The 26,535-nt window shown below is 37.3% G+C and carries 27 protein-coding genes; 21 read left to right on the forward strand and 6 right to left on the reverse strand.

Features of this window, described 5'->3' with window-relative positions:
- Positions 1–375 precede the first annotated feature (375 nt).
- Together CR194_RS02735 and CR194_RS02740 are read left to right on the forward strand one after the other, a co-directional pair.
- The gene (locus CR194_RS02735; RefSeq protein WP_110608098.1) at positions 376–1,092 is read left to right on the forward strand and encodes a response regulator transcription factor; all 717 of its coding nucleotides are present in this window, start codon (positions 376–378) and stop codon (positions 1,090–1,092) included.
- Positions 1,092–2,888, forward strand: a complete 1,797-nt coding sequence (locus tag CR194_RS02740; protein WP_110608099.1) for an ATP-binding protein — start codon at positions 1,092–1,094, stop codon at positions 2,886–2,888. Before CR194_RS02735 ends, CR194_RS02740 begins: the two co-directional genes overlap by 1 nt.
- A gap of 180 nt (positions 2,889–3,068) precedes the next feature.
- Here CR194_RS02740 and CR194_RS02745 read toward each other — a convergent pair whose 3' ends face one another.
- Positions 3,069–3,584 (reverse strand): MogA/MoaB family molybdenum cofactor biosynthesis protein, encoded by a 516-nt coding sequence (locus tag CR194_RS02745; protein ID WP_110608100.1) that lies wholly within the window; start codon positions 3,582–3,584, stop codon positions 3,069–3,071.
- Positions 3,585–3,747: 163 nt separating this feature from the next.
- Between CR194_RS02745 and CR194_RS02750 the strand changes: the two genes are divergently transcribed.
- Entirely contained in the window at positions 3,748–4,305 is a 558-nt protein-coding gene (locus CR194_RS02750) for a cob(I)yrinic acid a,c-diamide adenosyltransferase (protein ID WP_110608101.1), read from the forward strand.
- Positions 4,306–4,411: 106 nt separating this feature from the next.
- Here CR194_RS02750 and CR194_RS02755 read toward each other — a convergent pair whose 3' ends face one another.
- Together CR194_RS02755 and serA are read right to left on the reverse strand one after the other, a co-directional pair.
- Complete coding sequence (locus tag CR194_RS02755) at positions 4,412–5,227, reverse strand: SurA N-terminal domain-containing protein (protein WP_110608102.1); 816 nt, start codon at positions 5,225–5,227, stop codon at positions 4,412–4,414.
- A gap of 206 nt (positions 5,228–5,433) precedes the next feature.
- Positions 5,434–7,047, reverse strand: coding sequence for a phosphoglycerate dehydrogenase (gene serA / locus CR194_RS02760; protein ID WP_110608103.1), 1,614 nt, complete (start codon positions 7,045–7,047; stop codon positions 5,434–5,436).
- 334 nt (positions 7,048–7,381) lie between these two features.
- On the opposite strand from serA, the gene CR194_RS02765 reads away from it, so the two are divergent.
- The gene (locus CR194_RS02765; protein ID WP_233254203.1) at positions 7,382–8,077 is read left to right on the forward strand and encodes a FadR/GntR family transcriptional regulator; all 696 of its coding nucleotides are present in this window, start codon (positions 7,382–7,384) and stop codon (positions 8,075–8,077) included.
- Between the two features lie 121 nt (positions 8,078–8,198).
- The gene (locus tag CR194_RS02770) at positions 8,199–8,774 is read left to right on the forward strand and encodes a Crp/Fnr family transcriptional regulator (RefSeq protein WP_233254204.1); all 576 of its coding nucleotides are present in this window, start codon (positions 8,199–8,201) and stop codon (positions 8,772–8,774) included.
- A 48-nt stretch (positions 8,775–8,822) separates the two neighbouring features.
- Here CR194_RS02770 and CR194_RS02775 read toward each other — a convergent pair whose 3' ends face one another.
- Positions 8,823–9,071, reverse strand: coding sequence for a ferredoxin (locus tag CR194_RS02775; protein ID WP_110608105.1), 249 nt, complete (start codon positions 9,069–9,071; stop codon positions 8,823–8,825).
- Positions 9,072–9,317: 246 nt separating this feature from the next.
- Between CR194_RS02775 and CR194_RS02780 the strand changes: the two genes are divergently transcribed.
- The 5 genes from CR194_RS02780 to CR194_RS02800 all read left to right on the forward strand — a co-directional run bounded on the left by CR194_RS02780 (position 9,318) and on the right by CR194_RS02800 (position 13,483).
- Positions 9,318–10,376: a helix-turn-helix domain-containing protein gene (locus tag CR194_RS02780; RefSeq protein WP_110608106.1), complete on the forward strand. Its 1,059-nt coding sequence runs from the start codon at positions 9,318–9,320 to the stop codon at positions 10,374–10,376.
- Between the two features lie 2 nt (positions 10,377–10,378).
- Positions 10,379–11,914: a RecQ family ATP-dependent DNA helicase gene (locus CR194_RS02785; RefSeq protein ID WP_110608107.1), complete on the forward strand. Its 1,536-nt coding sequence runs from the start codon at positions 10,379–10,381 to the stop codon at positions 11,912–11,914.
- 1 nt (position 11,915) lies between these two features.
- Positions 11,916–12,494: a type II CAAX endopeptidase family protein gene (locus CR194_RS02790; RefSeq protein ID WP_110608108.1), complete on the forward strand. Its 579-nt coding sequence runs from the start codon at positions 11,916–11,918 to the stop codon at positions 12,492–12,494.
- A 235-nt stretch (positions 12,495–12,729) separates the two neighbouring features.
- Positions 12,730–12,981 (forward strand): hypothetical protein, encoded by a 252-nt coding sequence (locus CR194_RS02795; protein ID WP_110608109.1) that lies wholly within the window; start codon positions 12,730–12,732, stop codon positions 12,979–12,981.
- Between the two features lie 64 nt (positions 12,982–13,045).
- Positions 13,046–13,483, forward strand: a complete 438-nt coding sequence (locus CR194_RS02800; protein WP_158282150.1) for a DUF2663 family protein — start codon at positions 13,046–13,048, stop codon at positions 13,481–13,483.
- A gap of 29 nt (positions 13,484–13,512) precedes the next feature.
- On the opposite strand, the gene CR194_RS02805 is transcribed toward CR194_RS02800, so the two are convergent.
- Positions 13,513–13,719: a hypothetical protein gene (locus CR194_RS02805; protein WP_110608111.1), complete on the reverse strand. Its 207-nt coding sequence runs from the start codon at positions 13,717–13,719 to the stop codon at positions 13,513–13,515.
- A gap of 335 nt (positions 13,720–14,054) precedes the next feature.
- On the opposite strand from CR194_RS02805, the gene CR194_RS02810 reads away from it, so the two are divergent.
- The 7 genes from CR194_RS02810 (at position 14,055) to CR194_RS02840 (ending at position 21,662) form a co-directional block, all read left to right on the forward strand.
- Positions 14,055–14,333 carry a hypothetical protein gene (locus tag CR194_RS02810; RefSeq protein ID WP_110608112.1) on the forward strand — a complete coding sequence of 93 codons (279 nt, stop codon included), beginning with the start codon at positions 14,055–14,057 and terminating at the stop codon, positions 14,331–14,333.
- Positions 14,334–14,730: 397 nt separating this feature from the next.
- Positions 14,731–16,413 (forward strand): formate--tetrahydrofolate ligase, encoded by a 1,683-nt coding sequence (locus tag CR194_RS02815; RefSeq protein WP_110608113.1) that lies wholly within the window; start codon positions 14,731–14,733, stop codon positions 16,411–16,413.
- Positions 16,414–16,633: 220 nt separating this feature from the next.
- Positions 16,634–17,338 carry a metallophosphoesterase gene (locus CR194_RS02820; RefSeq protein WP_233254205.1) on the forward strand — a complete coding sequence of 235 codons (705 nt, stop codon included), beginning with the start codon at positions 16,634–16,636 and terminating at the stop codon, positions 17,336–17,338.
- Between the two features lie 143 nt (positions 17,339–17,481).
- Positions 17,482–18,384 carry a MerR family transcriptional regulator gene (locus tag CR194_RS02825; protein ID WP_110608115.1) on the forward strand — a complete coding sequence of 301 codons (903 nt, stop codon included), beginning with the start codon at positions 17,482–17,484 and terminating at the stop codon, positions 18,382–18,384.
- A gap of 126 nt (positions 18,385–18,510) precedes the next feature.
- Complete coding sequence (locus CR194_RS02830) at positions 18,511–19,092, forward strand: adaptor protein MecA (protein WP_158282151.1); 582 nt, start codon at positions 18,511–18,513, stop codon at positions 19,090–19,092.
- A 209-nt stretch (positions 19,093–19,301) separates the two neighbouring features.
- A complete protein-coding gene (locus tag CR194_RS02835) occupies positions 19,302–20,597 on the forward strand; it encodes a Glu/Leu/Phe/Val family dehydrogenase (RefSeq protein ID WP_110608117.1) in 1,296 nt (431 codons plus the stop codon).
- A gap of 90 nt (positions 20,598–20,687) precedes the next feature.
- The gene (locus CR194_RS02840) at positions 20,688–21,662 is read left to right on the forward strand and encodes a YpdA family putative bacillithiol disulfide reductase (RefSeq protein WP_110608118.1); all 975 of its coding nucleotides are present in this window, start codon (positions 20,688–20,690) and stop codon (positions 21,660–21,662) included.
- Positions 21,663–21,864: 202 nt separating this feature from the next.
- Here the strand turns inward: CR194_RS02840 and CR194_RS02845 are convergent, their stop codons facing one another.
- Entirely contained in the window at positions 21,865–22,833 is a 969-nt protein-coding gene (locus CR194_RS02845; RefSeq protein ID WP_110608119.1) for an asparaginase, read from the reverse strand.
- 39 nt (positions 22,834–22,872) lie between these two features.
- On the opposite strand from CR194_RS02845, the gene prsW reads away from it, so the two are divergent.
- The 4 genes from prsW (at position 22,873) to ypeB (ending at position 26,478) form a co-directional block, all read left to right on the forward strand.
- Positions 22,873–23,625 carry a glutamic-type intramembrane protease PrsW gene (gene prsW, locus CR194_RS02850; protein ID WP_332888654.1) on the forward strand — a complete coding sequence of 251 codons (753 nt, stop codon included), beginning with the start codon at positions 22,873–22,875 and terminating at the stop codon, positions 23,623–23,625.
- Between the two features lie 122 nt (positions 23,626–23,747).
- Positions 23,748–23,915 carry a hypothetical protein gene (locus tag CR194_RS20370; protein ID WP_199228113.1) on the forward strand — a complete coding sequence of 56 codons (168 nt, stop codon included), beginning with the start codon at positions 23,748–23,750 and terminating at the stop codon, positions 23,913–23,915.
- Between the two features lie 164 nt (positions 23,916–24,079).
- Positions 24,080–25,114 (forward strand): cell wall hydrolase, encoded by a 1,035-nt coding sequence (locus CR194_RS02855; RefSeq protein ID WP_408640719.1) that lies wholly within the window; start codon positions 24,080–24,082, stop codon positions 25,112–25,114.
- A 20-nt stretch (positions 25,115–25,134) separates the two neighbouring features.
- On the forward strand, positions 25,135–26,478 hold the full coding sequence (gene ypeB, locus CR194_RS02860) for a germination protein YpeB (protein ID WP_110608120.1): 1,344 nt from the start codon (positions 25,135–25,137) through the stop codon (positions 26,476–26,478).
- Positions 26,479–26,535: the final 57 nt, after the last annotated feature.

Raw genomic sequence — 26,535 nt, forward strand, 5'->3', positions numbered from 1 at the left:
TAAATAATCGGCTTAGAGACAGCCCTTTTCAATATGGTGATATGGAATATATTAGGTTATTGAGTTGAGTGGCCATGTTAGCTAATGCTGCATACCCTATTCCCTTTTTTTTAGCCATTCTGCCTCTAAGGATTCCTTTCTTCACAGTATGTGTTGTATTGCAAAAGTACCTACCGTGAAAGACTATACACTCTATTCTAGTAACATGTTACAATAAGTGTGGAAAAACGTATTTACATTAAAATCTCTGTTAGGAGTTTATGATGAATGGAGAATTGAACGATGTCACTCTGGAATATCAGCATCGAACTTTAACACAGCGAAATGAAAGGTCAAAAGTTATTAATTTGAAAGAGTCTTAAGGGGGAAAAGGCCATGTCGGATGAGGCAAAAATTTTAGTAGTAGATGATGAGGAAAGAATTAGACGATTATTGAAAATGTATTTAGAGAGAGAAAAATATGATGTAGATGACGCTGAAAATGGGGAAAAGGCACTTAAGATGGCTTTGGAAGAAGATTACGATTTAATTGTTTTAGACCTTATGATGCCAGGTATTGATGGAATTGAAGTCTGTGAGGAAATTCGCAAACACAAAGCCACGCCAATTATCATGCTTACTGCTAAAGGGGAAGAAGCGAACCGAGTTCAGGGGTTCGAGGCGGGAACAGATGACTATATCGTTAAACCATTTAGTCCAAGAGAAGTGGTCCTTCGTGTAAAAGCGTTACTGAGAAGATCTTCTTCGACTAAGTTTCTGCAGACTGAAACGACAACGAAAGATGTACTAGTCTTTCCATACTTAACAATTGATAATGATGCTCATCGGGTCACTGCTGATGGGAAGCTTATTAATTTAACTCCTAAAGAATATGAGTTACTACATTATCTTGCTCAAGCTCCCGATAAAGTTTTTGCAAGAGAGCAATTGTTAAAAGATGTTTGGAATTATGAATTTTTTGGAGACCTTAGGACGGTCGATACTCATATTAAACGACTTCGTGAAAAGTTGAATAAAGTAACTCCAGAAGCAGCAAATATGATATCTACTGTTTGGGGAGTCGGATATAAATTTGAGGCTGTGAAAGAATAATGATGTTTTGGCGAAGTGTCGTAGGCAAATTATGGTTTACGATTCTCCTCCTCGTTTCAGTTGTACTGCTTATCCTAACGGTTCTATTGTTACAATATTTCGAGAGGTTTCATACAGACCATGCTGAGAGCGAATTATTGAACCATGCCAACCTGATTGTGTCTTTGTTAGAAGATGAGGAAACGGACGATCAGGCGGCACTAGCTATAAGTGGAATGATTTCAGAGACCTACTCAACAAAAGCGTTAATTCTTCTAGATGAAGAAGAATATTGGTACACATCTGATGAGAACTTAGATGATATTCCTTTATCCGTTTTTTATGAAGATCCACAATTATCTCAAGTTATTCAGGCAGGAGAGACCGTCGTCACTCAAGGAAATTACACCTTTCCTATTAGTGGAGAACAGATAAGCGAAGAGGTTATGATTGCAGGGCTTCCTGTTGTATTTGCAACTGGAGAAGAAGGATCTTTATTTCTATACCAATCCCATGACGTGGTTGAAGAAGCATCTAACCAAACAAAAAACATCATTTATTTATCAGCAGGAATTGCGATTATTTTAACAACCGTATTCGCTTTCTTTCTTACTACTCGGATCACTGCGCCTTTGAGAAAAATGAGAAAAGCTTCGTTAGAAGTAGCAAAGGGTAACTTTGATACAAAAGTGCCTATCTTAACAAATGACGAGATTGGTCTGTTAGGTATTGCCTTTAATCGTATGGCTCGTGCGTTAAATACAAACTTGAATGCTTTAAATCAAGAGAAAGAACAGCTATCACGAATTTTAAGTTCGATGGCCGATGGGGTTATCACACTTGACCGAGACGGTTCGGTGATGGTAACAAATCCGCCTGCTAATGAATTTATTGGTGCATGGCTTTATGAACAGGGTTATGAAGCAGAAGAATCTGGGCAATTACCTGAAAAGCTTCAATCCCTTTTTGAACAAGTGGTTACAGAAGAAAGAGAGCAAATGGGTGAGGTAGATGTCCAAGGGAGAAGTTGGGTAATTTTGATGACCCCCCTTTATGATCAAGACCACGTTCGGGGGGCTGTAGCCGTTCTCAGAGATATGACAGAAGAGAGGCTGCATGATAAGTTACGGAAAGATTTTATTGCAAATGTCTCTCATGAATTACGTACGCCTATTTCTATGCTTCAGGGATATAGTGAAGCCATTGTTGATGATATTGCAGGCAGTGAAGAAGAAAAGAAAGAACTGGCTCAAATTATCCACGACGAATCTTTACGAATGGGCAGGCTGGTAAATGAATTACTGGATTTAGCAAGAATGGAAGCAGGCCATATTCAATTGAATATAGAAGCTTTGGAAATTGAAGAGTTTTCTAATCGGATTGTTCGTAAGTTTCAAGGTGTTGCTAAAGAACATGATGTGAATCTCATAGGAGATATTGCCTCGGTCGGCCAATCTGTTTATGCCGATCAAGATCGGGTAGAACAAATTTTAACAAACTTGATTGACAATGCCATCCGACATACTCCAGATGGCGGGGTTGTGACACTTCGTCTAGCGTCTTATCATAATGGCGTGAAATTAGAGGTAGAAGATACAGGAGCTGGGATTCCTGAAGAAGATTTGCCTTTTGTATTTGAGCGGTTCTATAAAGCAGACAAGGCAAGAACAAGAGGAAGGGCAGGGACTGGACTAGGTCTAGCCATTGTGAAGAATATTGTCGATGCTCACCGTGGGAAAGTATCTGCCCATAGCAGAATGAATGAAGGAACGACATTTTCAGTGTTTTTGCCTTATGGAGAGCCTCCAGAAGAATAAAAAAACAAAGAAAAATCTTGTTCCACAAGTAACAAAGCAGCCCAAATAAACGGTGCTGCTTTGTTCTTGTTTAGAGATAGTAATAGGAGCACATCGAGAAAAACTCGCTGGATGAGTGAGGTATCTAATCTAGCAGACATTTCATTTGCAAGGAAGTTTATACCTAGAACATGCTAAGAATTAAGGCTTATCTTTGTATATCTCTCGCATTACGTGAGCAAGTTCTGGAACAATCAACTGTTCCATTGCTAGCTTCACCGCGCCACTGGATCCAGGTGTAGAGAAAATAGCTGTATAACCACGAACCCCAGCAACAGCTCTGCTTAACATTGCTGCAGAACCAATGTCTCTATCGAAACTTAAATACCGAAATAGTTCACCAAAACCAGGAAGTTCTTTATCAAGCATTTGCGATACAGCTTCGTATGTAGTATCTCTAAAGGTAATTCCTGTGCCACCATTTATGAGTAAAACTTCAATCTCATTAGAGTGATCAGCGTAACGTATACATTGTTGTATATCAGTTAAACTATCTTGAACTATTTTATGCTCTACCACACGATAATTTGTATCTTCTAGTAGATCTTTCATTAACTGACCACTTTTATCGGTTTCAAGGGTCCGGGTGTCTGAGACAGTTAGAATCATACAAGCTACTTGATCAGGTGCTTCATGCTTATGTTCATTTACACTCATTGTTATCCCTCCGTTTCTTCTACTATTATTATTCTACTAATTATTGTTTAGTTAAACAAATCAATTAGAAACAAAGCAGCATAAGATGATATTATTATCTAAAGTTTGTATAATAAATGAGAAACTTAAGAATATTTTCGGTTGATTCAAAAAGGAGGTTCAAATGAAAATATACACAAAGAATGGCGATCAAGGAGACACCCAACTGATTGGTAAGAAAGTAAAGAAAACTCATGATAGGGTAGAGGCATATGGGACGGTAGATGAATTAAACAGCTCTATAGGACTAGCCATGACCTTCCTACACAAGAGTAATCATGAAGATATGTTGAAAGATCTAACAAGGATCCAGCATGAACTGTTTGATTTAGGAGGGGATTTAGCCAATGTCTCAAAGAAACAAGACTGGGCGGTCAAAAAAGAATATATTGATGTGTTAGAGAAAAGAATCGATAATTATTGGGAAGAAGCACCTCCGATTCACACATTCATTTTACCAGGTGGAGAACAGGGGGCAGCTCAACTTCACGTTTGCAGGACCATTGCAAGAAGAGCGGAGCGACTTGTAGTAAAAATAACTGACCAAGAAGAAACACCTCCTCATGCTATAGCCTACTTAAATCGGTTGTCTGATTATTTTTTCGCCGCAGCTAGAGCAGTGAATGCCAGAGCTGGAACAGAAGATATTTTATATGAAAGAGGGAAAGATGTGTTTAAATGATCGGTTGATGAGAGATTGAATAAAGCTTCAAAAGCCTTTTAAAAAATCTGTATTAAGCCAAAGGCACCCCGAATCATTTTCGGGGTGCCTTCGTTGTTAATTCTTATTAAATAAGAATTTCAATATCTGCCTCTTCACGAAGCTGTTCCACGTATTTCTGTTCTTTCACTTCTTCTTCTAATTCATCTTCCATATCTTCAAATTCGCCTATTTCAGGGTTTTGCATGGCCATTTGATCATATCTTTCACGAACTTCTTCTTCTGATACAGACAATTCATCTTCGTCTACATGGTTTAGAGTTAGGAGTTCTTCAATTTTCATGGATTCTGTATAGAATTCACGAATATCTTCTTCGATTTCTTCCATCGAAGTATTTTCTGCTTCAAGAATTTCTTCAAGTTGTTCTTCATCTTCAAATTGAGCTTTAATTTGTTCCAATTCTGCGTCTACAGCTTCTTCAATTTCTTCTTCATCTACATTGATGTCCAACTCATCAGCCTTTTGAGTCAAAACTTCTTGGTTGATTAAATTATCAAGCACTTGTTGTTGCATTTGCATAAGAATTTCCGCTGTTTCTTCATCTTCCATTTCTCCGCCTGACTGAGCAATCATTTGTTCAAATTGAGCCATTTGAGCTTGCATGTCAGCCATAACAATTTCTTCGCCATTTACTGTAGCAATTGTTTCATCAGGATCACTTTCCATGTCTTGCTCGCCATTCATGGCAATGTTCTCATTTGAGTCTGTTTCAGTATTATTGTCAGTTTCTGTATCGTCATTGTTAACTGAGTTTTCTTGGTTGACTGCCCCTTCTTCATTGTTGGAATTTCCATTTTCGTTGTTATCGTCTCCACATGCAGCAAGTACTAGTGCTGCTGATAACGGTAGAGCAAGAAGTGCTTTTCGATTAAATCTCTTCATAAGTTAAATCAACCTTTCTATGTCTGTGTTCACTATGTGCATAAGTACAACTTTATCACAAATGAGTGATGAATTACAATTTATTAATTCTATTAAAGTGTGGCTAAAGTACTAATCTTTCATTAGGATCTATACTCGTGTACAAACGAAAGAGACTGACTTGTGTTAAGGAAGATAAGTCAGTCTCTTACAGCCTTGTCTTTATGTTATAACTCTATACTTGATACAGAAACAATTTCATCGATTTTAGCAAAGGCTTCAAGAACATGTTGATCACATTCTTTATCAGTGGAAAGAAGCATAATTGCTTTGCCACCTTCTTGTCTTCTTCCGACCTGCATGGTTGCAATGTTTACATCGTGTGCTCCTAACAGTTGCCCGACCTTACCAATAACCCCTGGTCTATCATTGTGCTGAACATACAATGTGTGTTTAGCTGGTTGGAAATCAAAAGTGAATCCATTTATTTGCACAATCCGAGGACCGATTTCCTGGCTAAACGTTCCGTAAATGTCAATCGAGTTATTTTCACCTTGTATGGTTGTCTTTACGAAATTAGAATAGCCTCGTGATTCACTTTCATGCTTCTCAACTACTAGTACGTCTCTTTCTTTTGCAATCCATGATGCATTAACTTCATTCACGTAACCATCGATGCGATGTCTGAAGAAGCCAGCTAAGTAACTTCGGTTAAACAAACCAGTTTCTTGATGAGAGATTTCACCAGCATAGCTGATCTCGATTTGTTTCACAGGTTCTCTGAAAAGTTGCGATGCCATTTCTCCTAAGGTTTTCGTTAATTGAGTCACTGGAGAAAATTTCTCGAACATCTCGCCTTCAAGATAAGGTAAGTTTAGTGCATGTGGAGCGGGTTTCCCTTCTAAGTAACCTAATACTTCAATAGCAACTTGCTCTGCGACGTTTTTTTGAGCTTCTGATGTTGAGGCCGCGATATGAGGAGTTGTAATGACTTGGTCCAATGTCGTCAAAGGATGGTTTTTTGCCGGTTCATCTTCAAATACATCGATCGCTGCACCTCTCACATGGCCACTTTTTATCGAATCATATAAAGCGACTTCATCAATAATCCCACCACGAGCGCAATTTAAAAGGTAAACACCCTGTTTTGTTTTTTGAAGGGTTTCCCGATTTAATAATCCTTTTGTTTCTTTCGTTAAAGGAGTATGAACAGTAATAAAGTCACTTTTTTCTAATAACTCATTAAAGTCTGCAAGAGTAACGTGGTTTTTTTCTGCGCGTGTTTTCGTTAAAAAGGGATCAAAGGCTACAACATTCATCCGAAAGGCACGTGCTCGTGAAGCAAGTTCAGCTCCAATCCTTCCAAACCCTATAATTCCTAGTGTTTTACCAAAGAGTTCTGCACCTTGATAAGCTTTTCGATCCCAGCGTCCTTCTTTCATGGATTGGTTCGCTTGAGGAATATTTCTTACGACAGAAGCTAACATGGCAAAGGTATGCTCTGCCGTAGAGATGGTATTTCCATCCGGAGCGTTAATGACGACAACCCCATGCGAAGTAGCTGCGTCCATATCAACATTATCAACACCAACACCCGCTCGGCCAATAATCTTAAGGCGAGTCATCTTCTCTAGTAAATCTCTTGTAACCGTCGTTGCACTGCGAATAAGGAGGGCATCGACTTCGTCTAGAGGAACTTTAGTTTCTAAAACAGACTCAAACACTACGTTCACTAATGAACTTTCTAATACAGGCTTAAGACCACTTTTATCCATCGCATCTGACACGAGAACCGTAAAAGTCTCTTTTTTTGTTTTTACAGGCTGTTGTACTTGTACCATAAGTCATCTCCTACTTTTAGTTTTTTAATTATTCAATATTAACACGAAATTCAGTTATTTATCTACTGGTTTATTGCATTAAATTGATAAAGTGTTATCTGGCATAATCACTTTAGTAATAATATATGCTAGTAAAGGGAAATACACCGTTCCAGTTTGTTTTTTTATTACGAGACCAGTCGTACCTCTTATTGAAACTTTCTAGGATTATGGGTACAATTTATGTAAGTGAAGGTATGGTTCAACCATAATTATTACATAACAATGAATTGTAGCAACTTCACAACTCGTTAGCCTAAAATGACGGTTAGAGATCAGAAAGGAGAGAACGGGTGTGATTAAACAAGTACGAACTAAAAAAATATATGAAATCGTTGCAGAACAATTAACTGAAATGATCAAGAATGGTGAGTTTAACGCCGGTGATCGCTTACCTTCTGTACAACAGCTTGCTGCTGATTTTGATGTCGGGCGATCAGCAATTAGAGAAGCTTTAAGTGCCTTGAAAGCTATGGGATTCATCGAAATACGTCAAGGTGAAGGGACGTTTGTTAAGAAAACAGACTTGGATTTAACTATTAAGATGATCCCATCTGTTTTAGTTAAACAAGATTTACAAGAGCTCTTCGAAGTGAGGAAATTGAATGAAACTGGCGCAGCCTTCCTAGCAGCATTAAATCGCTCGGAGAAGGATTTAGCAGAACTTGAGCGTATATTAGCAGAAATGAAGCGCACTGAAGGTGATGGTGAACTAGGAGAAAAAGCGGATATTGATTTTCACATGGCTATTGTTAGTGCAACTCAAAACGATATGTTGTACCGTCTCATGACAACGGTTTCCGATACAATGAAAGAATCCATGAAAGAGGCTCGTCAATTATTCATTTATACAAATCCACAGAAAATGGATCAACTTTATCACGAACATTATAAAATATATACTTTAATCAAAAATCAAGATGCTGATGCTTCGTATCAAGCGATGAAAGATCATATTGTTGGAGTTGAAAAGGAGTTGTTCAAGGAATAGTTCAAGAAAGGTATTAGTGTGAAAGGAAGGAGGAAGAGTTATTAATCAGTGGATTCAGTATTTACAAGACTCTCCTTTATTTGAAGGTTTAACAGAAGCAGAGTTAATGCCAGTGTTAAATATGAGTAAGGTTCAATATTTAAAAGATAAAGACAGGTTATTCTGGGAAGGCGACGAAAAAAAATCATTTTATGTGCTAGGAAAAGGAACAATATTAATAAGTAAGTTAACAGAAAATGGAGATGAAAGTCTCATTAACGTTCTAGGTGAAGGCGAAATTTTCCCGCACACAGGTTTTTTTCAAAAGTTTCCTTATCCTGGTACAGCTACAGCCAAAAAAGAAGTAGTCGTATTGGCTATTCCGATTGAAGGATTTGAAGCCTTTTTCAGAGAAAAACCCGACTTAGCTTTTAAAATTATTCAAGTAATGGACGGGAAAATTGTTTATTTACAAAAAAAATTAAACGAAGTATTATCACTTAATGTTGAGTCCCGTCTTAAATCTACCTTTTCGTATTTGAAAGATGTTCAAGGTCAAGTGATTCAACTGACTCATCAGGAGCTTGGAAACATTATTGGTGCTTCAAGAGAGACGGTAAGTCGACAGTTGAAGAAGTGGGAACACGATGGGATCGTTGATGTAAAAAAAGACAGAATCATTATTCAGGAAGAAGAATATTTTAAAGAACAGCCATAATGAAGTAGGAAAAAACCACCGAGTAATCGGTGGTTTTCAAGTTAAGTACTATTCAAATTTCAATGAATCTCCATCAAATGGCTCATCAGCAATTTTAATAGAGTCTGTTGGACAACCGTCTAAAGCGTCCTCCATATCTTCATGAAGCTCTTCAGGAACTTCTTTTGTACCTTGGTTATCATCTAAAATTACCCATGCGATACCATCGTCATCGTAATCATAAATGTCTGGAGCAGCTGCTCCGCATGCACCACAAGCAATGCAAGTGTCTTTGTCTACAATTGTGTACTTTGCCATAAAAAAAACCTCCCAATGAAATATAATATGGAAACCCTTTAGGATTCTCTATCTCTATATAAAGGGCATAATCTCAAGAACATCTTCAAAGTGAAGGGTGTTCTTTCTAATTTCATTGTAAAGGTTCTCACAATACATTTCAATAGTTAAAATAATTGAGAATGCTTATCTTAAAAGGGATTCACTTGGATTGATTCCTTGTTATCACTTATAATATTACGGAGACACACATAAAGGAGATCACCTATGAACAGCCTTCATTACGTCATATTGTTTTCAGTTTCTAAGATGCAAGGTGAACGAACAATGAATGGAATCATTCATATATTAAGAGGTAAGAGATCCGCTCAAACCATTCAAGACATCTCGTTGTATAGTTGTGAACAATGGGCAGCACTATTAAAAAATATACCCATTTTAGAAGTGAATCGTGTCATCCACACTCTCTTCAAAGTAAGAACACTTGAAGAGAATCGTTCAGGTGGAGTGGAGTTAACCGATGAAGGAAAGAGAAAATTAGATTATTTGTCAAAAAAATATCAAATTCCAAACTCCTACGAAGGTTTAAAGTACGACTGGACCAATGTAACGCCTTTTTTTTGGGAGCAATTAGCTTTACTTATCCAGACCATTTCTTATTTGAATGAAAGGGAATCTACTTTTATCCCTGTTAGCTATAGCAAAGATGTTCAGCGAGCAGTGAGAGATATTTTGAGTGCTAATAAGAATTATCAGAATTTGGGTAGCCAGTTATACGCTGAATTAGAGAAGATACTCAATGATAGGTCTGATCAAGAGGCAGCAGTGTTCGTCAATAAATTAACGTCATTTCAACGAGTCGGTCGAACCTTTGAACAATTATCATCAACTTTCCATGACGATCCATTGTATACATCTATTGTTTTTCGCTCAATTATTCACCAGATGATTAGCCATTCCCAATGCCATCCTGTTGATTTCCCGGTTTTGGCGTCTCTCCTTACAAAATCAGAGGAGGACACCATGATTACAAAAACAGCAGCAGTGACAAAAACATTCATTGAAAAAGGTTTTTCATTGAATGAAATAGCAGAGCGAAGAAACTTAAAAGCGAGTACCATTGAAGATCATATGGTGGAATTGGCAATCCACGATCCTTATTTTAGTATTGACTCTTTTCTTTCTAGTCAGGAATTTACAGAAATAAGGGAGTGGGCAGACAAGTTAAACACTCGTAAAATGAAATTAATTAAAGATAAAGTTGGAGATAAATATTCTTATTTTCAGATTCGTCTGGCGATCTCTTCTAGAAAAGGTGTGCATTAATCATGACTAATTCTTTACTGCAATCATTGGAACAACAGTTTGGATTTCATGCATTCCGAGAAGGACAGGAAGAAATTATTCAATCTGTCATTCAGGGAACTGATGTGATAGCCATTCTCCCAACAGGCCGAGGGAAGACTTTATGTTACCATCTTCCGGCCAAACTATTAGATGGACTAACAATTGTGGTTTCTCCACTTGTATCATTAATGGAAGATCAAGTAACCCAAATGAGAGCTTCTGGTGATAAGAGAGTGGCCCATTTAAGTAGCTTAATTAATGATACTGAAAAGAAAAAAGTTCTTGCTAACCTTCACTCTTATCATTTGATTTTTTTGTCACCTGAAATGCTTTCTTTACCTTTCATTCAACGAACTCTATCAAAGGTAAAGGTAGATTTATTCGTTGTTGACGAGGCTCATTGCATTTCTCAATGGGGGCATGAATTTCGTACGGATTATTTACGCTTAAAAGGAGTAAGAAAACAGCTGGGGAATCCTCCTTGTTTAGCTTTAACCGCTACCGCGACGAAAGAAGTGGAAAAAGATATTTGTGTTCACCTAGGATTGAAGAAGGAAGTAGTTGTTCGTTTTCCTGTCAATAGAGAGAATATTTTTATGGCGGTTGAATCAATGGAAAGTATTCGAGAGAAAGAAGAATATTTTATAAATAAAATACATTCGGTTCAGTGGCCGGCCATCGTATATACAGGAACCAGGCAACGGGCAATGAATTATGCAGCGCTTTTATCAAGGTCCGGAATTGAGAAAGTAGCCTTTTATCATGGAGGGATGACGAAAGAAGACCGCATTTTGGTTCAGCAACAGTTTATTCGGGACGAAATTGACATTATCTGTTGTACAAACGCGTTTGGAATGGGAATTAACAAATCAAACATAAGGTCAGTTATTCATCTGCACCTCCCTTCTACTATTGAGCAATATGTGCAAGAGATAGGTCGTGCTGGAAGAGACGGTAAACAGAGTCTCGCACTTCTTATTTATTGTGATGAAGACTTATTCTTACCTCTTTCTTTTATAGAAACTGAGTTTCCTGACGACGATTTCCTTAAGCAATTAATGACAGACGAATCCATAGATGGAAAAAAAGTCGCCGATTTAAAACAACATTTTCCATTAAATGAAACTCAATGGAGAATGGTAACCTTTTACTTGGAAAAGGAGAACGTCGTTCAAAATGGTGAATTTCAGTTTGGTACTAGGAGAAAAGAAGTACTAAACGAAATGATTAGCAACTTTGATCAGAGAAGAAAAGAAAAAATATATCAGTTAGATTGCCTAAAACGTTTCGTTCAAACTGATACTTGTTACCGAAAGAACGTAACAGTATATTTCAATGATGCAATGGCTGAACGTCCTGAATGGTGTTGTTCTTCTTGTCAATCTACAGGTCAATACATTACCTGGGCAGAGAAGAACATTGATTCTATACATCGCTCCCTTAAAAATAAGGAAGAAAAATACGATTGGAAAGACACCTTAAAAAAGATACTTATAAGCAAGAATGGAGACGTCTAGGGTGAGTAGACAAGGAGATCTAATTAAAGAATTATCTGATAAAGAGTTGCTCCTGAATCTATATATGACTCAACTGATCATTCTAGCTGTCGCTTTGCTCATCGGTTTATTGACAGGGAATATTTTTCAGCCTTTTACTTATATTACTTTTAGAGTTGACCACCTTTTCATCGGCCTAGCTTTTGGAGTAGGGGTAGTTTTAATGGAATGGTTGTTACACATCTTTGTTCCGAAAAAGTGGTTTAACGATGGTGGAATCAATGAGCGGATATTTTCAAACAGACATCCGATTCATATTGCCTTTTTATCATTCGTAGTCGCTATTTGTGAGGAAATATTGTTTCGTGGCGTTTTACAGTCACAGTACGGTATTTGGATTGCCTCATTGTTGTTTGCTTTGATTCATTTTCGTTATTTATCCAATCTTTTTTTATTCTTCTTAGCGATAGGATTAAGCTTTTCATTAGGATGGTTATTCATATTGACTGAAAATTTATTAACCGTTATTGTGGCTCATTTTATCATCGATTTTCTGTTGGGATTACTCATTCGGTTTCAAAAGATAAATGAGGTTCGTTAATAAATGATGCTGTAAAGTTAAGAGAAAATTTGTTCATTAAGATGGACGATTCTTCCTTGGAAAAGAGCATCTATTTTCCTAATAACAGGTTAAATGGATAAATAAATAGCTATTCAATGATTATTTTCAGGAAAGAGGAAATAAAAGTATTTCGATTAGGGGAGATAAATGGTAAATTAGATAATATCCGTAAACTAATCATGATGGTTAGCGAGAAAACGAAGAGGTGATTCCATTGTCACAGCGATTAAATACCAATACAGATGATGAGAAACAATGGGCCGATGAAATAGAGCATGATGAATATTCAAACGGTTTACAAAGTCTTCCCCCTAGAAAAGAAGGACACAAAAAATTCTCAAATACAAAATCCAGACAAGATAAAAGAAAACGAAAACGACGTATAAGGTTTCCATTAGTCAGAGTATGGCTTATTCTTTTTTTGTTATTAGTAACACTTATGACAACATATCCGCTTTGGGGATAAACATGAATCGTTATCCTAAAATTCCCACCCTGTGCATATGCTCTTAACAGGGAGGTGGACAAGAGTGGAAGGAAAAGAAAAGGCAAGTGCGGAGAGTGTGGAATCGTATTTAATACATGCGATCATAAAAGCTAAAACGAAAGAAGTAAAAGCAGAAAAAAGGTTATTTAGAGCAGGCCTATATATGTTAGGCATCATAGCAATATTTTCATTATATTTATCTTTTAATTGGAAAGTATTAACGGAATCTTCTTCTTTTTTGGCCGGCATTGCAACGGATCCAATTGTCCTTTTATTCATGTTACTAACAGGTCTAGTCTACGTTCATTTGCATAACATGAAATTTAAGTACGAGAAAGCCGAAAGTGATTATGATAAATTAAAAGAAGATATGATTGAACGAGCTTCAGAGATATGGTCAGATTCCAATAGATGGAAAGACCGACCCGAAATATTACGGGATCTAAAAGAGAAATATAATATTAATTTATACCATAAATAAATCGAGGTCATATTCATGACCTCGATTGTTTATTTTCCAAAGAAAACGACTTTACTTCTCTCAAACTTTCTACCGCTGACAAACGCATGATTATAATCCCACTGCTGTAAAAAACCGAAAGCTACCGTTTCACATTGATTAGGACAGAAAACCTCAATTGGTAAACCAAACTTATTAAATTTAAGGAAATCTTCATCAGTGACGAGAAACTGTTTTTTACTTTTAATAACCCCCAACAGATCCTTCACCTCCAATAGACAGAATATTCTGATATGTTAATTATATATGATCTAGCTTGTCCTTTTCAATAAAAGATTGAAGACGATTTAAGAAAGTTATATCAACGTATTCAGACAAAAACATATACTGTTGTATTGAATATATTAATGAGGTGAGGACGTTGAGTATCAACGGAAATATTCAGTTAGATCCTATATTAACAGTGGTTTTGCTGGTGATCATTCTTTCATTTGTTTTTGGAATAGGGTCAAGTGAGGTTAGTAGTGATGATTCTTTAGAAACTTTCATTATTTCTGGTTAAAAAAGTGGGTCGAAGTAAGGTGTGGTTAAATTGAAAAATGGAAAGAAAGGGATGAATGCAGGAGACCAACAGCAAAACAATAAGCATGGAAACAACCAATCATTAACACCCCAACAATTGGCAGTCATTGTTGCCCTTTTAACAAAAGTATTAAAGGTAAGAGCGGTGGTGTTGGATGTAGAACAAAATGTAGAAGTAATATTACAAGGGAATCTTAAAAGTAAAGAGATAAATAAACTATTGTGCCAATTAAATCACGTTCCTGTAGAAAAATGGCTATCTATGCTCCAAAAATTCAATGATGAATAAAATACCTGTTACTATCGCTCGAAAGATGAATCGTTGTCTTGTAGAAGATAGATAACAGGTTATTTATATTTAGAACTTTTTATGAAAGTATTAGCACAAATATTGAGAGCGTTTTCAATATTGAATTATAATAAAGATGTCAGAAGGCAGGGTAATGTGTAATCGGATTTGCTCGTATTAACTGGGGCATTCATAACGAAGACATATATATCATCGAAGGAGACTTCACTTAATGCAAGCATTCAAGTATTGGTTGATAAGAAATAACATCTGATAGCTGTGAATTAGGCATCTATAAAAGAAGGAATTCCATATAATTAAAGCGCTTTCTTCTACAAAATCTAAAAAGATGGTAAAATAATATTTGTGTGAAAATGAAGCAGAGGGAGTGGATTGGATGGATCAGAAAGTCAAGTCAGACATTGACATTGCTCAAGCGGCCGAAATGATCAAAATGAAAGATATGGTAGAGAAACTTCAACTTCATGAGGAAGAGTGGGAACCATATGGGCACTATAAAGCCAAAATTTCTTTATCCGTGCTTGAACGACTTAAGAATCAGAAAGAGGGAAAAGTGATTCTTGTCACAGCGATTAATCCAACTCCGGCAGGAGAGGGGAAATCAACAGTTACTGTGGGGCTTGGACAGGCATTGAATAAAATCAATAAAAAAGCAATGATAGCCCTACGAGAGCCTTCTTTAGGTCCAACGATGGGATTGAAAGGTGGGGCTGCAGGAGGTGGCTATTCTCAAGTAGTACCTATGGAAGATATTAATCTTCATTTTACTGGAGACATCCATGCAATAACTACGGCACATAATGCATTAGCCGCCATGCTAGATAATCATGTTCATCGAGGCAATGAACTTAAAGTAGACGTTAGGCGAGTAACTTGGAAACGGGTATTGGATATGAATGACCGAGCGCTCCGTCAGGTAGTTGTGGGATTAGGTGGACCGTTACAAGGAGTTCCTCGTGAGTCAGGCTTCGACATCACTGTCGCATCAGAGATTATGGCGATTTTATGTTTAGCAACAAGCCTGAAAGATCTTAAAGCACGTTTAGCGAAAATGGTTGTTGCTTACACAGCTGATGAAGAACCTATTACCGCTAAAGATCTAAAAGCAGAAGGTGCTCTAACTTTATTGCTTAAAGAAGCAATAAAGCCAAATTTAGTTCAGACGTTAGAGAATACCCCAGCCATTATCCATGGCGGTCCATTTGCAAATATAGCACATGGTTGTAATAGTGTTATTGCTACAAAAATGGCTTCAAAGTTAGCTGACTTTGTTGTTACCGAAGCAGGTTTTGGTGCTGATTTAGGGGCTGAAAAGTTCCTAGATATAAAGACAAGAGCAGGGAATATTGATCCTAGTTTAGTCGTCATTGTTGCCACGATCAGAGCTCTTAAAATGCACGGCGGTGTTCCTAAAGATCAGCTGAAAGAAGAGAACGTGGAAGCGATGAAAAATGGACTGGCTAATTTAGAAAAACATGTAGAAACGATCCGAAACTTCGGATTACCACATGTTGTAGCAATTAACCGTTTTATTCACGATTCTGAAGAAGAAATTACCACACTCACGTCTTGGTGCGAACAGAAAGGAATAAACGTAGAACTTGCTGATGTCTGGGCTCAAGGAGGACAAGGGGGTAAAGCTTTAGCCGAACGAGTTATTCATGAAATAGACCATGGGGAAAGAAACTTTCAATATACGTATGAAATAGATTCGTCTATCGAAGAGAAAATAAATAGAATTGCAAAGAACATCTATGGAGCTAAAGGAGTAGATTTTTCACCTCAAGCGAAGAAACAAATGGCCATATTTGAAAAGAATGGTTGGGGGGATTTCCCAGTATGTATGGCTAAAACACAATATTCATTAACAGATGATCCTACTCGATTAGGACGACCAGAAGATTTTACTATTACAGTTAGAGAGTTAAAGCCTTCAGTTGGAGCGGGTTTCATTGTTGCATTGACGGGTAATGTGATGACTATGCCCGGGCTCCCTAAAGAACCGGCAGCTATGAAGATGGATGTAGATGAAAATGGTAAAGCATTAGGGTTATTTTAATTAATTTGAAAGACCCAAATCAAAGATAATTTATGACTATACAGGGGGATTATCTCCCTGTTTCTTTATTGTCATTTTAGAAATAATTAGTTATACTGAACGATACTATTTCCTAGTATAAAGTTGGAACAATTCGAAGGAGAAACATATGTCCACTTTAATGTTATTGCTATTATTGCTGACTTTAGGATGCCTGATAGGGGTACTTCTTATAAATATTATGAGTCGTGAAGCAAAAGAACTTGTTGTGAAAGAAGAGACCATAAACCTCCCAATCGAGATAGATAAAAAAATGTTGTTATTTATTTCAGATATACATAAAAGAAAAATTAGCCAGTCGTTGCTGGATCAACTCCCTGCGATTGATTATGTCATTATTGGTGGAGACATTTGTGAGAAAGGAGTGAACCCGACTTTCCTCGAAGCAAATTTAGCCACTCTATCGTCATTGGGTAAAACGTTTTTTGTATGGGGAAATAATGACTATGAGTTCGGGGAAACTGAATTAAATGAATATTTAATGAAACACGGGATCATTTCATTAAATAACGAAGCTAAGATCATAGGAGTAGGGGCTAAAAGCTGGTCTATCGTTGGAGTAGAAGATTTAAGTTATGAACGTGCCAATGTTGATAAAGCTCTTGTGAATGCTCAAGGGCCTGTGATATTTGTTAGTCATAACCCTGAAATTGCTTATGAAATATTCACCAAGAATATAAATATTCAGGCAATCTTGTCGGGCCATACCCATGGGGGCCAAATTCGGTTAGGTCCACTAGCGATTGCAGAAAAAGGTGGTTGGACTATAAAAAACGGTATTAAGGTGTTAATTAGTAATGGATTTGGTACAACCAGACTTCCTTTAAGGTTCGGAGCTAAACCTGAAATGCATATAATTACGATTCAGGGTATCTCCAACGACTAGTTTGTACAACTATTGTATAAAATTTGCACAATTCCTATGATCGATTATAATAAGAGTATAAGGTGACGTTCTTACCAATGGGGATGAAATGAAACTCATAGAACGTAAGCTGTTTATAAACATATAGAAGTAGGTGTACCGGTATGAGCGATCACAATGGGAAGTATAATATTAAAGCTGTATCTAATATTCTTGGTATTCACCCAGGAACATTACGTGCATGGGAAAGAAGATATAAGATTATTGAACCTGTTAGAAATGATGCCGGTCACCGGCTATATACAGATGAGCAAATGAAAGTTCTGAAATGGATCATAGATAAAGTTGACCAAGGATTTACGATTGGACAAGCTGTTGAACTATTAGATAAGCAAGACGTTCTTGAGGATATGAATCATGAAGCAATAAATAAAACTCAATTGGAAGCTTTTCAACAAGATTTGCTCCAATCATTATTGCAGTTTGATGAACATAAAGCGAACAGGTTGCTTGATCAAGCGTTTAATGTGTTTTCAATTGAGAAAGTTGTTATATCAGTTTTAGGTGGCATTCTTATAGATGTAGGAGATAAATGGGAAAGAAATGAAATTTCAATTGCACACGAGCACTATGTAACATCTTATCTCAGAACAAAAATAGGCATGGTGTTTCATCAATTACCTGTGAATTCGCTCCTTCCTAAAGTAGTTTGTGTGTGTGGTCCGAACGAACAACATGAAATAGGGCTGCTCATCTTTACTTTCTTCCTCCGAAGAAGAGGGTATGAAACGATTTATTTGGGATCTGGTATTCCTGAGAAAGATATTTGTCTAGTAGTAGAAGAAACGATGCCTAAGTTAATTGTCATCTCTTGTACAATCGTGGATCATTTATCAGATACGCTCAGGGTAGCAAATCAATTAACAGAAAACTTCTCAGAATTAAAAGTTGGGATTGGCGGACATGCTGTAAATAACTTGTCTCAGTCTGGTCACGCTATTTATAAACCATATCTCATAGGTCATACGGAAGAGCAGTGGCTGCAGTGGTTGAAATCAAATTTATAATCTTTCTGAAATTAGGCAGGTTAGCGAACCTTTTAAGTGGATCAAACATATTTTAGATTAACTAAGTCATTGTGAAAGAGGATATCTAAGGATAAGTTCAATGACACGAATAGGGGAGGAATGTTCATGCGCCTCGAAAGACTAGCTTACGATAAGATGAAAATATTTTTAACTTACGATGATTTAGAAGAAAGAGGGATTTCAACAGATACAACGTGGACGGATGTCCCTGTCATAGATGATATGTTTCAAGAAATGATTGCTGAGGCAAGTGTGGAATTGAATTTCAATGCAGATGGACCGGTTGTTGTAGAGGTCTTTTCCATACCTGCTCAAGGTGTCGTAGTCATAGTAACGAAAACGGAAGAAGACTATGAGGATCTTGAAGAGCCTGTACTCGAATGGCAACTTCATTCTTCTCCAAACGAGCCATTGGTATTTCAATTCGAAAATATAGAACATGTGATCCAAATGGCAAAAGCTGTTCACAGACAGCATGTTTATGGAGGAAGCCTGTATGCTTATGACGGATCATATTATTTACATCTGGAAGAAGAAGATATCACTCACTTAAAAAAAACCACATTAGTATCTATTATTAAAGAATTTGGTCATAAATCAAATAAGACAATCTTCAGTATTAAAGAATATGGTAAAGAGGTTGTTGGATCAAACGCGATAGAGAAAATGTACGAATCCTTTTGTTAAGAGGTCAATGATAGCACATTGGCTTCTTTTTCATGTATTTTGATTGACCTCATTCCTAAGGTTATAATTGGGAGAAGGAACAAATAAAATTATGTTGGAAATCTCTAAAGAACAGTGGAAAAAATGTATCAACTTCTTTATAGTTATAAGGAGAAGGATCCTATTAATAATTAACAGTGACTATAGACATTTGACCAGGGGTGAAACCAATGGAAGGTAGCGAGAAGGTAGATACTAAGAAGAATATTGTCCAGTCTAAAGCTAAATCGAAGCAAGATGTCCTGCAATCAACTCAAACCGTGATTCACAAAGCATTAGGAAAGCTGGGTTATTCGGACGAGGTATACGAATTATTGAAAGAACCTTTAAGAATGATGACTGTTCGCATTCCTGTTAAGATGGACGATGGTTCGACTAAGATTTTTACTGGGTACCGTGCTCAGCATAATGATGCTGTAGGACCCACAAAAGGGGGAGTCCGTTTTCACCCAAATGTTTCAGAAACAGAAGTGAAAGCGCTATCAATTTGGATGAGTCTTAAAGCAGGGATAGTAGATCTTCCCTATGGTGGAGGAAAAGGCGGAATTGTGTGTGATCCTCGGGAAATGTCTTTTCCTGAAATAGAACGGTTGAGCCGAGGATATGTCCGGGCTATCAGCCAAATTGTCGGACCTACAAAAGATATACCTGCTCCGGACGTATTTACGAACTCACAAATTATGGCTTGGATGATGGACGAATATAGCCGAATGAAGGAGTTTGACTCGCCAGGATTTATTACCGGAAAGCCTTTAGTATTAGGAGGTTCTCACGGCAGAGAATCAGCTACTGCAAAAGGCGTGACAATCTGTATTCGGGAAGCAGCAAAAAAGAAAGGAATTAATCTTGAAGGAGCAAGGATTGTTATCCAAGGTTTCGGTAATGCAGGGAGCTTCTTAGCGAAATTCATGTTTGATGCTGGAGCAAAAGTTGTCGGTATATCTGATGTGTATGGCGGGTTACATGACCCAGAAGGCCTTGATATCGACTATCTACTCGACCGACGGGATAGTTTTGGAACGGTATCTAAATTATTTAAAGATACGATATCAAATGAAGAATTACTAGAACTAGAATGCGATATTCTCGTACCGGCGGCGATAGAAAATCAGATTACCGAACATAATTGCGATAAAGTAAAAGCTGGGATTATTGTTGAAGCAGCAAATGGCCCAACGACGATAGAAGCGACTAAAATGTTAAGTGATCGTGGCGTTCTTTTAGTTCCAGATGTATTAGCTAGTGCTGGTGGAGTAACCGTATCGTATTTCGAATGGGTACAAAATAATCAGGGGTTTTATTGGGAAGAAGAGGAAGTAGAGAAGAAACTGGAAAAAGTAATGGTAACTGCCTTTGATAATGTCTATCGTGTAGCTACAACACGGAATGTGGACATGCGATTAGCTTCTTACATGGTTGGTGTAAGGAAAATGGCTGAGGCTAGTAGGTTCCGAGGCTGGATTTAATCAGAATATCGAGTTAAGATAAGAATATAATTTGAATCCCTTTATTTCCTTAAAGGGGTTCTTTTTGATTCTTTGAGCGAGGTGGAAAGCATGCATAAGGAAGAAATTATTATTGTGGGAGCTGGCCCATGCGGTCTGTCAGCCGCCATTGAACTGCAAAAAAAAGGATACGATCCTTTGATCATCGAAAGAGGAAATATTGTACATTCTTTATATAAATACCCGACTCATCAACAGTTTTTTAGTTCTAGTGAGAAACTCTCAATCGGAAATATTCCTTTCTATAGTACAGAAAGAAAGCCTAAAAGAAATGAAGCGCTAGTCTATTACAGACAAGTAGTAAAGCAAAACCAATTACGGATCCAGGCGTTTGAAGAAGTAATTCAAGTTGACAGCTTGTCTAACGATTCTTTTCATGTTCATACAGTCAAGCAACCAGATGAACCAATTGACTATGAAGCGAAACATATCGTTATCGCAACTGGATATTATGATTCACCAAATTATATGGGTATAAAGGGAGAACATTTGCCCCATGTCTATCACTATTTTCATGAAGCCCATTCGTTTTTTGATCAAGAAGTAGCAGTCATCGGGGGAAAGAACTCAGCCATAGATGCTGCTCTTGAATTAGATAAAGCCGGAGCTAAAGTCACCGTTTATTACCGAGGAGAGGATTATTCTTCCAGCATAAAGCCATGGATTCTGCCTGAGTTCGACGGTTTAGTAAGAAATGGGGCGATTCAAATGCACTTTGAGACAAGCATTGAAGAAATTACTCCTAAACAAGTGATCGTGAGAAAACAAGGTGAAGTTCACTCATATCCTGCCCGATTTGTTTTTGCCATGACAGGTTATCACCCAGATCACTCATTTATTAAAGGCATGGGAGTTGAGGTAGATGACGAAACAGGTCGTCCCTTTTTCAATGATGAAACAATGGAAACAAATGTGAAAAACATTTTTATTGCTGGGGTCATTGCTGCAGGGAATAATGCAAATGAAATCTTTATTGAAAACGGCCGATGGCATGGCAAGTTAATCGCTGATTATATTGATAAATAAACTTCATTTTTTGTTACTCTTCGACAAAAGATGTAAGTAGACTTTTCATTACCATGTCGTTTTGGTAGATCGTCAACTGCAAGCGAGTCCTAGAAGGGTCACCCCCAATTGTTTTGTACGATCGCTCAGACTCATCCTAAGTAAGGAATCATAAAAAGAACCGGATTTTTAATTAAAGTCCGGTTCTTTTTAAACATTTACGCTACTGTTGAAATATTGGTTTCAAACGAGATAGATCCGTTGTCTTCTCAAGAGCCACCATTAACTTTATTCTAGCTTTTTGACCATTTAAACCATTAGTGAAGATCACACCTAAGTCTTTTAATTGCTTACCTCCACCGTCGTATCCGTATATATCTTGAACGATTCCATTGAAACACCTTGAAACAAGAACGACAGGAATGCCTTTTTTAACTAGTCTTTTTATTGGTTCTACGGTTTCAGGAGGCATGTTTCCCTGACCTAGTGCTTCAATAACTAACCCGTCCAACTGAATGTGACACAGAGCATCAAGAATTTCTCTTTCCATACCTGCTACCGCTTTGATAAGAAGGACTTTCTTTGATAAAGTGTCTATATTAAATGTTTCGTTAACGGTGGGGGAGTGGTGAAAGTGAACGCCCCTTTTTGTTACGATACCGATTGGTCCATATTGAGGACTTTGAAAAGTTGCTATATTACTCGTATGTGTTTTCGTTGCATTTTTCGCAGTATGAATTTCATCGTTTAATACGACTAAAACCCCTTTGTCTCCAGCATCCTCGCTCATAGCAGTGCGAATGGATGAAAGTAAATTATGAGGACCATCAGAACCCAATTCATTACTTGAACGCATGGCACCAGTAATGACTACAGGACATGAATGCTTTAATATTAGATCTAATAAATAGCCAGTTTCTTCTAAGGTATCTGTTCCGTGAGTGACAACAACTCCGTCAAATTTGTGGTCGGAAACCCTTTTATCAATTCTTCTTGCTAAAGAAACCATATGATCTATTGTCATATGAGGAGAGGGAAGATTAAGGAAATCTTCGATAGAAATTTCTACATCCTCCAAATTTGTTAATAATTGATGTAAAGGATTTTCCAAGTTTGGTTTGACTTCGCCAGTTTGCTTATCTTCACTCATAGCAATAGTACCGCCGGTATGTATGATCAGAATCTTTTTCATCTTATCCCTCCTGGACCGTATTTTTTAATAGTTGAGTAAATGGCTGGTGATTATTTAGAAGCTTCTGTTCGTTTGTTCGGATTGTTTTATCATTATAGAAGCTACGGAAAGGAAAAAACTATGCTTTCTATTATAACAGTTGCTTTTGCTCCAGCTATAGCACTTTTAATCTTTTTTTATTTAAAAGATGAATTCGAACAAGAACCAATTATCATGGTTGTTCGTTGTTTTTTATTTGGGGCTTTACTAGTGTTTCCGGTTATGTTCGTGCAATTTGCTATACAAGAAGAAGCAGGAGTTGTTTCCTCGTATTTTATTTCATTTATTCAAGTTTCTTTAACAGAGGAATTCATGAAATGGTTTATCGTATTAATTACAGTTTTTTATCATGTTCATTTTAATCAGAGATATGATGGCATTGTTTATGCAACTGCGGTGGCACTTGGATTTGCTTCTGTTGAGAATGTTTTGTATATTTTCGTTAATGGACTTGATACTGCTTTTTTTAGAGCTGTTTTTCCCGTCACTAGCCATGCATTATTTGGTGTGGTGATGGGGTATTATTTTGGCAGAGCTAAATTCAATCGAACGCATCGATATCATTACTTATTTCTTGCTTTATTCATTCCTTATCTGTTGCATAGTTTGTATAATCTTATATTATTGACTTTCAATCAGTGGATTTATGTGCTAATTCCTTTCATGATCTTCCTATGGATGTTAGCCTTAAGAAAGGTTAAAAAAGCAAATCGAAGACAAAAAGTGTTCTTATATAATCACCGTACAGGTTAGATTGACCTCAATTGTTGAATCTTATTATCGATTCGTTGTATAGTAAAAGGCAACGAGACGTATGAATTCGCCTTTGTTTTCAAGAATATAGAAATATGCAGGTGGAAAAGGAGTGATCTTTCATGCCAGAAACTAAGCAAAGATACAAAGTAATTATTCGTTGCAAGCAGTGTAAAGAGAAATATATTCTTCGTGGTCGCCCTAACGAAGAAGGAGGATTCGATACTGGCTTTAAAAGGTGCGTCTGTGGCAATGAGAACAACTTCGATATGGATGTGTCACCAGAATAAAACTAAAGATCAGGTAGAGGTACGGAGACAACTGTTCTCCGTACCTTTTTTATGTTTTTTTCTAATAAATGAATCTTCTAGGTGGAATAAATTAAACAGTTTGGATAAAACTAATCTTATTCCATCGTTCTATGACGAGACATCATGAGAAGAGGAGGATTTCCATGAATCAAAATAATCGAGTTGCCTACAAACGATTTTTCATCGTGTTTACATTTCTTTTCATGATTAACATGATGGGCGCAAGTGGTGTTGGGGCATTCTCTGACCAAGTTATTCAAAAAGGGGCCACGGGGGATGACGTGGTAGAACTTCAAGCAAGAATGCAGTACAACGGATATTATGACGGGACCATCGATGGTGTTTTCGGGTGGCAAACTTATTGGTCTGTGCGCGAGTTTCAAGAAAATTTCGGGCTAGAAGTTGATGGCTTAGTAGGCCAAAGTATGAAACAGATGCTTGAAAAAGCAACTGAATATGATAAGGAATTTGTTCACCGCATGTTAAGAGAAGGTCGGCAATTTACTCACTATGGAGGAGTAGATAAGCAACTTCAAAAAGGAAGTAAAGGAAGTAAAGGAAGTAAACAACAGCCTTCAGAAGGAAAACAACAAAGAACACCTTCTCCTGAAAAGGAAGGTAGAGATGAGAGTCGAGGAGAAAAAAGACCAGTAGAACAAGAGGAAGTTCAACCAGCTCCTCAGCAGGAGCCTGGTGAGGTGCCGCCAGACCCTGTTCAACAGCCGCAAGTGAATGATGAAACGCCATCACCTGAAGAAGAACAACCTGTTCCTCAAGATGATGAAGTAAATATTGAGAAAGCTATCAATGTTCCAGAAGGATACTCAGATAATGATATTCGTATAATGGCTCAGGCTGTATACGGAGAAGCAAGGGGAGAACCTTATGTTGGTCAGGTAGCTGTTGCTGCAGTTATTTTAAACCGCATACAAAGTCCTACATTCCCAAACACGCCATCAGGAGTAATTTTTGAACCAAGAGCTTTCACTGCAGTGGCCGACGGTCAAATCTGGATGGATCCTGATGAAACAGCAAGAAAAGCAGTACTTGATGCGATAAATGGACAAGATCCTAGTGGGTATGCCCTTTACTACTTTAACCCACAAACTGCGACCTCTGGTTGGATCTGGACAAGACCTCAAATTAAACAAATAGGAAAGCATATTTTCTGTAAATAACTTCATTGGAGGTGAAGCACATGGTAAGGAATGTTGTTATTGGATTATTAGCTGTATTTCTAGTGGGGACAGGATTATGGGGTTACAGAGAACATCAAGAAAAAAATGCTATCCTTATACAATCGGAAAACAGCTATCAACGGGCATTTCACGATTTAAGCTATCAAGTTGATTTACTGCACGATGAAATTGGATCTACGCTCGCTATGAATTCTAAAGAGAGGTTATCTCCTTCCCTAGCAGAAGTATGGAAGATCACTTCGGAGGCTCAGAACGACTTAGGTCAACTTCCTTTAGTATTAATGCCATTTAGTAAAACGGAAGAATTTTTATATAAAGTGGGGGATTTTTCCTACCGCCATGCCATTAGAGACTTAGATCAAGACCCACTATCTGAAGAGGATTATGAAAATCTTAAAACTCTGTATAGCCAGTCAGAAGAGATCCAAAAAGATCTTCGTCAAGTTCAATCACTTGTATTAAATGACCATTTGCGTTGGATGGATGTTGAATTAGCTCTGGCATCAGAGGATGAACCACTAGATAATGCGATAGTGAATGGGTTTAATATTATTGATGAAAAAGTAGGTGGATTTGCTGAGGTAGACTTTGGAGCAGAATCAAGCGGTCTTTCAACGAACGATGAAGAAATTGAAAAAAATCTTACCGGTAATCAGATTAATGAAAAGGAAGCATTGAAAATTGCTAAAAAATTTCTGGACCTTGACTCTGTCGAAGGTGCCCAAATATCTGAAAGCGGTGATGGGCTCGCATATGAAGCTTATACTTTAACAGTTCCTGATAAGAAGCATGATACGGTAACGACGATGGATATTACTAAAAAAGGTGGGCATCCAGTGTGGATGTTAAACGAAAGAGACGTTCAAAAAGAATCTCTTAGTTTAAATGAAGCGTCTGAAAATGCAAAAGATTTTCTAGAGAATAATGATTTTTCAAATATGCAACTTGTGGAAAGCAAGCAATACGATAATATCGGGGTTTTTCAATTTGCTGCATTAGAAAATGATGTCCGTATTTATTCTGACGGGATCGTTTTAGAAGTAGCCTTAGATGAAGGTGACGTGATTGGCTATGAGGGTTTTTCTCATTTAGCTACTCAGAAAAACGATCGAGATTTGGACGTAACTTTATCTAAAGAAGAAGCAGAGAATGAATTGAATCCTAATCTTGATGTGAAAGAACACCATGTAGCTGTTATAGAAAATCAATTAGAAGAAGAAGTTTTGTGTCATGAGTTTTATGGAACGATAGGAAATGACACGTACAGAATATTTATAAATGCTGAAAACGGAAGAGAAGAAAAAGTCGAAAAGCTTTCTAATCCTGAACCTGTATATCAGTAATTGTAAAAGAACGAAGAGTCTTGACGAGACTCTTCGTTCTTTTCATAATAAGATTAG

Origin of the sequence: Salipaludibacillus keqinensis (assembly GCF_003226325.1) — a bacterium.
GTDB classification, from domain to species: domain Bacteria; phylum Bacillota; class Bacilli; order Bacillales; family Salisediminibacteriaceae; genus Salipaludibacillus; species Salipaludibacillus keqinensis.